Genomic DNA, 9,814 nt, shown 5'->3' on the forward strand with positions numbered 1-9,814 from the left:
CGGGCGCCATTGAGGCGCCCGGGCGGGATTATTATTCTCCGCTGTGCTGGCCATTAGGCCAGCGCACGCGCGGTCGGCGGGGGTTAGGCGCCGGAGGAGTGGTTCCGTTGGGACTCAAAATAGACAGCTCGTTCTGTATCATAGGCCGCGTACGTTAAACGACCGCATAGATTGAGGAGAGCTTCGAAGATGGCAGCCACCACGCAGGGAACTATCCGCACGGCTAAGGGCGAGGGCGAGACCGCCGGAATTGCGCTGCTGGGATTCGGCACCGTGGGCGCGGAGGTCTTCCGACTGCTCGGGGAGAACGCCGACGCCTTTGCGCACCGCATCGGCGGCCCGGCCGAGATCCGCGGCGTGGCCGTGTCCAACGTGGGCAAGAAGCCGCGCCCGGGCGTTCCCCAAGAGCTTCTGACCGACGATGCCCGCGCGCTCGTCGCCCGCGACGACATCGACCTGGTCGTGGAAGTCATCGGCGGCATCGACTACCCGCGCGAGCTGGTCCTGGCCGCCCTGCGCGCCGGCAAGTCAGTTGTCACCGCCAACAAGGCGCTGGTCGCCGCCCATGCCGACGAGCTGGCCGAGGCCGCCGATGCCGCAGGCGTCGACCTCTACTTCGAGGCCGCCGTAGCCGCCGCCATCCCGGTGGTCGGCATGCTGCGCCGCTCCCTGGCCGGGGACCAGATCCAGCGTATCTCGGGCATCGTCAACGGCACGACCAACTTCATCCTGGACGCGATGGAATCCACGGGTGCGTCCTACGAGGAGGCGCTGGCGGAGGCGACCCGCCTGGGCTATGCCGAGGCCGATCCGACCGCTGACGTCGAGGGCCACGACGCCGCCTCCAAGGCCGCCATCATGGCCTCGCTGGGCTTCCACACCCGCGTGAAGTTCGAGGACGTCCACTGCGAGGGGATCACCAACGTCACCGCCGAGGACATCGAGGCCGCCGAGCAGGCCGGCTATTCCATCAAGCTGCTGGCTATCTGCGAGCGGATCACCGATAAGGAAGGCAAGGAAGCCGTGAACGCGCGCGTGCACCCCACCCTCGTGGCGAAGTCGCACCCGCTGGCCTCGGTCAGCGAGTCCTACAACGCCATCTTCGTCGAGGCCGAGGCGGCCGGTTCGCTGATGTTCTACGGCAACGGCGCCGGCGGTAACCCGACCGCCTCCGCCGTGCTGGGTGACGTGGTCGGCGCGGCCCGCAACATCATCCACGGCGGCCGCGCCCCGGGCGAGAACACCTATGCCAACCTGCCGATAGCCCCCTTCGGCGAGGTGCGCACCCGCTACCACATCGACATGACGGTCAACGACCGGATCGGCGTGCTGGCCGAAATCGCCAACGTCTTCTCGACCAACAACGTCTCCCTGCGCACCGTCCGCCAGGAGGACGGCGACGACGAGGCCCGCCTGGTCATCGTCACCCACTCCGCCCAGGAGCAGCTGCTGGCCGACATCGTGGACCAGCTGGGGGCCCTGCCGGACGTGCTGGCCGTCAACTCGGTCATCCGCCTGGGCAGCTAGGAAAGGGGAGGAAGACGCGCATATGAGCACCGAACTGCAAGTCGGGACCAAGGCGATTGTTAAGGTGCCGTCCTCCTCGGCCAACCTGGGCCCGGGCTACGACACCCTGGGCCTGGCCGTCACGCTCTATGACACCGTCGAGGTCGAGGTCACCGAGTCCGGCCTCGAGGTGGTCATCTTCGGCGAGGGCGAGGAGGACCTCCCGCGAGACGGCTCGCACCTGGTGGTCAAGGCACTGCGCTCCGGGCTCAACGCCGCCGACGTCGAAGCACCGGGTCTGCGCGTGGTCTGCACCAACGCGATCCCGCAGTCACGCGGCCTGGGCTCGTCCGCGGCCGCCGCGGTCGCGGGCGTGGCCGCCGCCAACGGGCTGGCCGGCTTCCCGCTCGACGAGGACCAGGTGGTCCAGCTGTCCTCGGCTTTTGAGGGCCACCCCGACAACGCCGCCGCGTCCGTGCTGGGGCAGATGGTGGTTTCCTGGACGACGGTCCCGGTCGACGGCCGCTCCCTGCCCGAGTACCGCGCGCGCTGCCTGCCGGTCCACCCGGATATCCGCGCCACCGCCTTGGTGCCGGACTTCCACGCCTCCACCCAGGCGGTGCGCCGCGTGCTGCCCTCGCACGTCACGCACAGCGATGCCGCCTTCAACGTCTCCCGCACCGCCGTCCAGGTGGCAGCGTTGACTAACCACCCGGACTTGCTCCTGGAGGGCACCCGCGACCGCCTGCACCAGCCCTACCGCGCCGACGTGCTCCCGGTGACCGCGGAGTGGGTCAACCGCCTGCGCAACCGCGGTTTCCCTGCTTACCTCTCCGGCGCCGGTCCGACGATTATGGTCCTGCACACCGACCCCATCCCGGAGGCCGTGCTTGACGATGCCCGCGGCCAGGGCCTGCGGGTCCTTCCGCTGGAGATCGCCGGGCCGGTGGAGGTCGAGGTCACCCAGGCCTAATCCTGGGTGATAAGGCAGGTGCCGCTGTCGGTGAGCGGGTGGAGCCGCACGGTGGGCTCCCCGTCCGGGGCGGCGGTCATCTCCTGCAGGTAGCCCTCGTGGACCGCGCACAGAAACGGCGTGGGGGACTGCCCGGCAGAAACGAAGGGGCAGGCGTGCAAGCACAAGCCCTGCTTGGTCTGCTCCGGGTCGAAGCCCATGGCGCGCAGCCGGGCCTGCATCTGAGCCGCCGAGGCCGGGCCCGTTTGTTCTAGCTTCCTCGCCCACTGGCGCCCGATCTCGCGGGCGCGGGGTGAGTCGTAGTCGGTGAGCTCGGCATCGTCAGCCAGCTGGTCGAGCAGTACGGTGATCAGGCTGACGTATTCGCTGGCGATGGCCTGGTTATCCGGGACGCGTACCCGGAAGATGAGGGAGGGGCGACCGCGCCCGTGGGATTGGGCGGCCACCGCCGCGACGGCCCCGGCGGCCTGGAGCTCGTCGAGGTGCCCGCGGGCAGTGTTGACGTGCATGCCGAGAGGCTCGGCGATCTGGGCTGCGGTGGCGCCGTCGCTGAAGGAATCCACCACGTCGAGTACCTCGCGCTGTTTCGGGGACAGCGCGAGTGCCTCCGGGAAGAGATCCGTTGCGGGGCGGGGCAGGCGGGCAGGTTCGGTCATTCTTTTTACTTTAGTACTCGTTGGGGCTGACGTGAACTGCCTGCGGGTCAACCTGGCAGTAGACTTCGTCACCCACGGCCGGGGCTTCGGCATGGGAGACCCGCACCTGGCCGAACGGGCAATGGAGCGTGACCAGGAAGCTATTTATCGAGCGCGCCTCCACGGCCTGGACGGTGCCCGGCCAGCAGTTCTCCGCTTGGGCAACCGGGTGCGCGGACAGTCGCGCGTCCTCGGGCTGGAAGGTCACGACAACCTCTTGCTGGGGGCGCAGTTGCGCGGTGGTGGCCCCGATGAGCGTGGCCTCGCAGGCGGCCACCCGCGCGGTGCCTGAGTGGACGATCTCGCAGGTGCCGGTGGCCCGGTTGAGGCCGCTTACCCGCGCCACGAACTCCGTCGGCGGGGCAGAAAGCAGCTGACTCGTGGGCCCACTGGCCACGCTATGCCCGGACTCCATGACCACTAGGTGCTCGGCCAGGCGCTGGATGTCCAGCAGGTTGTGCGTGACCATCAGCACGGTGCGGTCGTGGCGGCTGGCGTGGAAGAAGCGGCGCCACCGGGCGGCAGCAGCCACATCGAGGGCGGCCAGCGGCTCGTCCAGGATGAGTACGGACGGCCGGGTGGCCAGCGCGCGTACGAGCGCGACCTGTGCGGCCTGCCCGCCCGACAGGGAGGGCACGTCGACATCGGCCAGGTCGCTGAGGCCCGCCGCCTCCAGCAGCTGGGTGGCGAGTGCGCGGTCGCGGCTGGCCATGGTGACGGCCTCGACCACGCCCGCCCGCGGCGGCAGGCCGGGCGACTGGGTGACCATGACGACCCGGCGCTGGTGCGGCGGCACGAACTGGCCGGCCGCGTCGTCCACGACCCGGTCCCCGATGGTGACCTGGCCGCGCAGCCGGCCGGACACCCGGCGCATGAGGGTGGTCTTGCCCGAGCCGTTTGGGCCCACGATGGCGCTTACGCGCCCGGCCGGCAGGGTCGTGCCCTCCACCGTGACCGGGGTGGGGTCCTCCGGCGGGCGGGTGAGTTCGCGCAGGCGCTCGGCGTCCATCTCGGTAATGGTGCGGGCGTGCTGGCGGGGCTTGCGGCCCACAAGCGCCGGCAGGCCGGCCAGCGCCAGGCAGACCAGCGCCAGGCCGATGAGGATGGCGGACAGCGCGTAGGCGGCCTCGGTGTCGACCTCGCGCTCTAGGTAGATGCCCAGGGGCATCGTGCGCGTAACCCCTGGCATTGAGCCGGCGAAGGTCAGCGTCGTGCCGAACTCCCCTAGAGAGCGCGCGAAGGCTAGCCCGGCGCCGGTGGCGATAGACGGCGCGACCAGCGGCAGGGTGACCTTCCACAGCACGCGGCCGGGGTTCATCCCGATGCCGCGGGCCGAGGCCAGCACCTCCCCGTCGATTTGGCGCAGCGCCGAATCAACGGCGACGACCACGAACGGCAGGGAGACAAACATCTGCGCGACAACGACGCCGGGGAAGGCGAAGGCGAAGTGCAGGTCCATCGCCTCCAGCCAGGGCCCCAGTAGGCCGCGCCGGCCGATGGCGGCGGTTAGGGCTAGGCCGCCGACGACAGGGGGCATCGCGAGCGGGAGGAAGACCAGCAGGCGTGCGGCGAGCCCGCCGCGGCCGAGCTGTTGCATCCAGACCGCCAGGCCGGTGCCCAGGATCATGGTCAGAACGGTCGACTGGGCCGCCGCGGCGAGGGAGACTTTGAGCAGGTCGTGGACCTCGGGGCGGGCCAGGATCTCCCCCATGCGCGCCCAGGGCACGCGCACGGCCAGGGCGATGATGGGGAACAGGATAAACCCCACCGCGATGATCCCGATGAGCCCGAACACCACAGGGGCGGGTGTGCGGGCGGGGCGCGGCGGGGTAGTAGCCGTAGCAGCTGAATTAGCGGTAGTAGCCACGAGACTCATTTAGTCGGCCGGGGTGAAGCCGTACTCTTCCCAGGTGGCGTCGAAGTCGTCAGCCAGCAGGTCCAGGACTTGCTGGGCGGAGTCCTGCTCGGAGGAGGTGGTAACGACCGCGCCGAGGATCTGGTTGGTGAACTTGTCGGCGCCTTCGATGGTGATAACCTCGACGTCGTCGCCCGCCACAGCGGCATCGGTGGAGTAGACCCAGCCGGCGTCGGCCTCGCCGGAGACAACCTTGCCAAGCACGTCAGCAACCTGGTGCTCCTGGGAATCCGGTTGGATGTCCAGGTCCTTGTCCTCGATGATCTGCTGGGAGATGTCACCGCACGGGACTTGCGGGTCGCACAGCACGAAGTGGGTCTCGTCCGTGATGTCGTCGACGGACTTGATGCCGGCCGGGTTGCCCTTCGGCACGACCATGACCATCTCGTTCTCGGCTAGGACCTTCGGATCCTGGACGGTGCCCGCCTCGACGGCATCGTCCATGATCTTCTTGGAAGCGGTCAGCAGCAGGTCGCCCGGGGCGCCCTCCTTGAGCTGGGAGACCAGGTCGGAGGAGCCGGCGTTTTGGAACTTCAGCTCGGCCAGCGGGTCGAGCTTGTCGGCGGCGGCCTGTAGGTCGTCGTTGAGCACGCGGGTGGAGGAGGCAGCGAGGACGTTGAGCTCCACGGAGCTGTCAGAGCCGGTGGTGCTATCGGTATTGCTGTCCGATGCCGATTCCGTCGACGGAGCGCAGGCGGCAGCGAACAACGTGGCGGCGGCTGCGCAGCCGGCGAGAACGCGCTTCATCATGGAGACCATATTCCTTTCACGAGACAACCGAGAACACGCCCGGCCGCTCTAACCAGGTAGGGAGGCATTTCTTGGACACGTGTTCAACTTATTCTACATGCCCGTCGGCCCGCGGTCGGCCAGACGTCGGTACGGGGGTAGGAACGGGCACGCCTGCCGGGATGGCCGGCGCGCGTGGGGGTTTCCAGTTGGGAGTAGGAATTAGTACGATAAAACCTGTGCAAAATGACCGTGTAGCCTATCGCGTGGTGTTCCTGGCCTTTGCTGGGGTGGCGCTACTGGCCGGCCTAGCGGCGGGGGCATCCCTGTTGGGGGTGCTGAGTGTTGCCGCGCCGGTGGCGGATCTGCATGGCCCGTTGATGGTCTTCGGCTTCGTCGGCGGGGCCATCGGGCTAGAGCGCGCGGTGGCGGTGCGGCGGGCGTGGGCCTGGGCCGGCCCGGCTGCCCACGTCGCCGGCGTGGTGGCGCTGCTGGTGCCCGCGGCGGCGGGCGTGGATCTGCCGGCGCTGGTGCCTGGGGCGCTGTTCGCCGCCAGCTTCGGAGTGCTGGGGGCAATCTACGTGGCAATTTACCGCCGCCAGCCGACCGTGTCGGTGGTCGTGCAGGCGGCCGGCGTGGTGGCGGCCGTGATGGCGGCGCTGCTGTGGGGGATGACGGGCCGCTTTGAGACCGTGCTGCCGCTGGCGGTGGCGTACGTGGTGGCCACCATCATCGGCGAGCGTATGGAGTTGGCCCGCCTGTCGGTGGCCGGCACCCGCGCCGAGATCCAGCTGACCTGGCAGGTGCTGGCGATGGTGCTGGCCGCCGTCGTCCATGCCGTCGCCCCGCGGTTGGGACACGTGCTGGTTGCGCTGGCGCTCATCGTGGTGGCCGCGACCGCGCTGCGCGTCGACGTGGCCGTTAACCTGGTGCGCTCGCGGGGCCTGCCGCGCTATTCGGCCGCCTGCATGCTGGGCGGATACTTCTGGCTGGTGCTGGCCGGCTTTACCTGGCTGGCCTACGGACCGGGCGCGGAGGGCTATGCCTACGATGCCGCCGTCCACGCCGTCTTCCTAGGCTTCGTCATGTCCATGATTTTCGCGCACGCGCCTATCATCCTGACCGCCGTGGTCCACCGCCGACTGCCGTACCGCCGGGTGCTCTACGTCCCAGTGGTGCTCCTCCACGGCGGGCTGGCCACGCGCCTGGCCGGGGACTTTCTGGCCCAGGACGCGATCTATACCGCCGGCGGGGTGATAACCCTCGTGGCCGTGCTGGTCTTCGTGGGCACCGGGCTGGTGTTGACCCTGCGGGGTGGTGGACGTGCAGATTAGTCTCGGCGCAGTCAGCGACGTCACCTTGCGCGCGAGGACGCGGTGGCACACGGCCGCCGGGGCGCTCATCGGAGCCTGGGTCCTAGTCGGCCTGGCCGTCGCGGTGGCCTACCACCTGGGAGGGCCCGTGGTCTGGTGGGATTTCATCCACACCTTCACCCTCGGGGCGGTCACCACCGCCATTGTCGTCTATTCCACGCACTTTACCGAGGCCTTAACCCGCACGCCGACGGCCAGCTACCGCGGCGTGACTGCCCGCGTGGTGCTGGTCCAGGTCGGGCTGGTGGGCCTACTGGTGGACCGGGTCGGCTATTCCTGGTCCCTACTTGCCGATGCCTCCTGCGCCCTCATCCTCTTGGCGGCCGCGTGGCAGGTGGCCGTCATCGTAACCCGCCTGCGCCGTTCCCTGTCCGGGGTCTTTGCGGTGACGGTGCCGTTTTATGTGGCGGCCTTCGCCTGCTTTATCGCCGCGGTGGCGCTGGCGGTGCTGGCGGGCAGGGGCATCGGAGGCTATACGGGGCTGATTGCCGCGCACTCGCGGCTGATGGTCTGGGGCTTTGCCTGGCTGACCGTCCTGGGCACGGTCGTGACCCTGCTGCCCACGCTCACGGGTACGGCGATTAGTCCGACCGCGCGGGCCCGGTGTACGCGCTCGCTGGTGGTCCACGCCGTGGGGCTGGCGGCGGCCGCGGCGGGGCTCATCGCCGGGGCGGAGTTGGGCGCCAGCTTCGGAATGGCGCTGGTGGCGCTGGCCAGCGGTATGCTCGTCGTGGCCGTGGTGGGGTCTGTCCTGGCCCAAGAGCCGGGGCTAAATACCGCCAGCCTGTCCGTGCTGTGCGGGCTGGGCTGGATGTGGGCAGTAAACGCCGCCGATGCCGCCAGCCTGGCAGCCGGCGCCTTCCCGCGCGCCATCACGCTGCAACTGCTGCCGGTCTTCCTGCTGGGCGGCCTGCTGCAGCTGGTGACCGGGGTGCTGCACCACCTGCTGCCCACGCTGCGCGGCGGCGGGCCGGCGGTGGTGCGCCGGGCGCGGAAGGCGGCCGGGGCCGGAGGTATCGCGCGGCTGGTCTGCCTTAACGTGGGCGCCGCGCTCATCCTCGTGGGCAACCTCGGCGGGCCTGCCGGCACGGCCGGACTCATCCTGGTGGGGCTCGCGCTACTGGCTAATGTGGTGGTTATCGCCACCGTTGTCGTAACTGTTGGGAGAAAACATGACTAAACAATCCACGCCTACTGGTGGCACGACCACGCAGCCCTCAGCCGGGTGGGCCGCCTGGGCGCTTATCGGCATCGCGGTCGTCGCCGTGGTCATCCTGGCCGTGGTCACCACGACCTCGGCCGGCAAGGAGACCACGTCGGGCGGCGAGCAGCCGGTGGCGGCGACCGGCGACGTCGTCGAGATAGATGTGAGCGTCGAGGGCATGGCCTTCGTCCCCAACAGCGTCGACGTGCCGGCCGGCTCCCAGCTCAAGGTCAACTTCACTAACACCGGCGACCAGGTCCACGACCTGAAGATCGGCGAGGCGGAGACCGGCCGGGTCAACCCCGGCGACTCGGTGGTCTTGGACGCCGGCGTCATCTCCGAATCCGTCGAGGGCTATTGCACCATTGCAGGGCACCACACGCAGGGGATGACCTTCGACGTCGTCGCTGGCGATGCGCCGGCGGGCGGCAGTGGGGCATCGTCAAGCGTGGCAGGCGGGGCGAACCCGCACGTGGACGTGCCGACGGCCGCGGAGCGCCAGAGCGACCTGGGGCCGGAGTTCGCGGCCTTCGACCCGCGCCTGGAGGCCGCCCCATCCGGGCGCGTGCACGAACACACCTGGGTCATGACCGAGGAGATCCGCGAGGTCGCGCCGGGCGTGGAGCAGAAGCAGTGGCTGTTTAACGGGCAGGCGCCCGGGCCGACGCTGCGCGGCAAGGTCGGGGACACGTTCCGGATTACACTACGCAACGAGGGACACATGGGCCACTCGGTGGACTTCCACGCCGGCGAGGTCAACCCCGACGAGGCGATGGCGACCATCGACCCCGGCGAGGAGCTGGTCTACGAATTCACCGCGAAGCGTTCCGGCATTTGGATGTACCACTGCGCGACGGCGCCGATGACGCTGCACATCGCCAACGGGATGACGGGCGCGGTCATCATCGACCCGCCGGAGGATTCCCAGGATTCCTTGTCGGACGTTGATGCCGAGTACGCCCTCGTCGCCAGCCAGCTCTTCCTGGGCGAACGCGAGGTCGGCGCGGACGAAGAGCGCGTGGCTGCCGGCAACTACGACCTGGCGGGGTTCAACTTCTATCCCAACCAGTATGAGCAGCGGCCCCTGCGCGCCAAGGTCGGCGAGACCATCCGTATCTGGGTGCTGAACGTAGGCCCGGACGAGTCGCTGAGCTTCCACGTGGTCGGCGAGGTCTTCGACACCGTCTTCAAGGAGGGGCAGTATCTCATCCGCGATGCCGAGGACACCGGCTCGCAGGCCGTCGACCTGGCCGCGGCCCAGGGCGGGTTCGTGGAGATGACGTTCGATGAGCCGGGGACGTACACGTTCGTCAACCATGCCCTGACCAACGCGGAGAAGGGACAGCGCGGGCAGATCGTGGTCACGGAGTAGGCAGGCACGCCGAGTAAGCGCTACGGAGTGGTTTCCGTGGCGCCTTT

8 protein-coding genes are annotated in these 9,814 nt (G+C 69.2%); 5 read left to right on the forward strand and 3 right to left on the reverse strand.

All coding sequences use genetic code 11. The features are described from left to right. Positions 1–189: 189 nt before the first annotated feature. Positions 190–1,527, forward strand: a complete 1,338-nt coding sequence (locus tag HMPREF3067_RS05565) for a homoserine dehydrogenase (RefSeq protein ID WP_070768741.1) — start codon at positions 190–192, stop codon at positions 1,525–1,527. Positions 1,528–1,549: 22 nt separating this feature from the next. Beyond that, on the forward strand, positions 1,550–2,479 hold the full coding sequence (gene thrB, locus HMPREF3067_RS05570) for a homoserine kinase (protein ID WP_070768742.1): 930 nt from the start codon (positions 1,550–1,552) through the stop codon (positions 2,477–2,479). On the opposite strand, the gene HMPREF3067_RS05575 is transcribed toward thrB, so the two are convergent. Genes HMPREF3067_RS05575 through modA form a run of 3 tightly spaced genes read right to left on the reverse strand, consistent with a single transcriptional unit; the run spans position 2,476 to position 5,839 of the window. Continuing rightward, positions 2,476–3,135 (reverse strand): helix-turn-helix transcriptional regulator, encoded by a 660-nt coding sequence (locus HMPREF3067_RS05575; protein WP_070768743.1) that lies wholly within the window; start codon positions 3,133–3,135, stop codon positions 2,476–2,478. The two genes, thrB and HMPREF3067_RS05575, sit on opposite strands and share 4 nt — an antisense overlap. Positions 3,136–3,145: 10 nt before the next feature. After that, positions 3,146–5,041 carry an ATP-binding cassette domain-containing protein gene (locus tag HMPREF3067_RS05580; protein WP_168166947.1) on the reverse strand — a complete coding sequence of 632 codons (1,896 nt, stop codon included), beginning with the start codon at positions 5,039–5,041 and terminating at the stop codon, positions 3,146–3,148. Positions 5,042–5,050: 9 nt separating this feature from the next. Continuing rightward, on the reverse strand, positions 5,051–5,839 hold the full coding sequence (gene modA, locus HMPREF3067_RS05585) for a molybdate ABC transporter substrate-binding protein (RefSeq protein ID WP_141759332.1): 789 nt from the start codon (positions 5,837–5,839) through the stop codon (positions 5,051–5,053). Between the two features lie 218 nt (positions 5,840–6,057). Between modA and HMPREF3067_RS05590 the strand changes: the two genes are divergently transcribed. Genes HMPREF3067_RS05590 through HMPREF3067_RS05600 form a run of 3 tightly spaced genes read left to right on the forward strand, consistent with a single transcriptional unit; the run spans position 6,058 to position 9,767 of the window. Next, the gene (locus tag HMPREF3067_RS05590) at positions 6,058–7,152 is read left to right on the forward strand and encodes a hypothetical protein (protein ID WP_070768745.1); all 1,095 of its coding nucleotides are present in this window, start codon (positions 6,058–6,060) and stop codon (positions 7,150–7,152) included. Beyond that, positions 7,142–8,371 (forward strand): beta-carotene 15,15'-monooxygenase, encoded by a 1,230-nt coding sequence (locus HMPREF3067_RS05595; RefSeq protein ID WP_371259776.1) that lies wholly within the window; start codon positions 7,142–7,144, stop codon positions 8,369–8,371. The genes HMPREF3067_RS05590 and HMPREF3067_RS05595 overlap by 11 nt, the downstream gene beginning before the upstream one ends. Continuing rightward, positions 8,364–9,767, forward strand: a complete 1,404-nt coding sequence (locus HMPREF3067_RS05600) for a multicopper oxidase domain-containing protein (protein WP_070768746.1) — start codon at positions 8,364–8,366, stop codon at positions 9,765–9,767. The genes HMPREF3067_RS05595 and HMPREF3067_RS05600 overlap by 8 nt, the downstream gene beginning before the upstream one ends. Positions 9,768–9,814 lie beyond the last annotated feature (47 nt).

The sequence above is a fragment of the Corynebacterium sp. HMSC04H06 genome, from assembly GCF_001815935.1.
In the GTDB taxonomy this organism is placed as follows: domain Bacteria; phylum Actinomycetota; class Actinomycetes; order Mycobacteriales; family Mycobacteriaceae; genus Corynebacterium.

Excerpts from the sequence above, each read along its gene's own strand:
- HMPREF3067_RS05565 (WP_070768741.1), top strand. The coding sequence starts at position 190 with ATGGCAGCCACCACGCAGGGAACTATCCGCACGGCTAAGGGCGAGGGC.
- thrB (WP_070768742.1), top strand. The coding sequence starts at position 1,550 with ATGAGCACCGAACTGCAAGTCGGGACCAAGGCGATTGTTAAGGTGCCG.
- HMPREF3067_RS05575 (WP_070768743.1), bottom strand. The coding sequence starts at position 3,135 with ATGACCGAACCTGCCCGCCTGCCCCGCCCCGCAACGGATCTCTTCCCG.
- modA (WP_141759332.1), bottom strand. The coding sequence starts at position 5,839 with ATGATGAAGCGCGTTCTCGCCGGCTGCGCAGCCGCCGCCACGTTGTTC.
- HMPREF3067_RS05600 (WP_070768746.1), top strand. The coding sequence starts at position 8,364 with ATGACTAAACAATCCACGCCTACTGGTGGCACGACCACGCAGCCCTCA.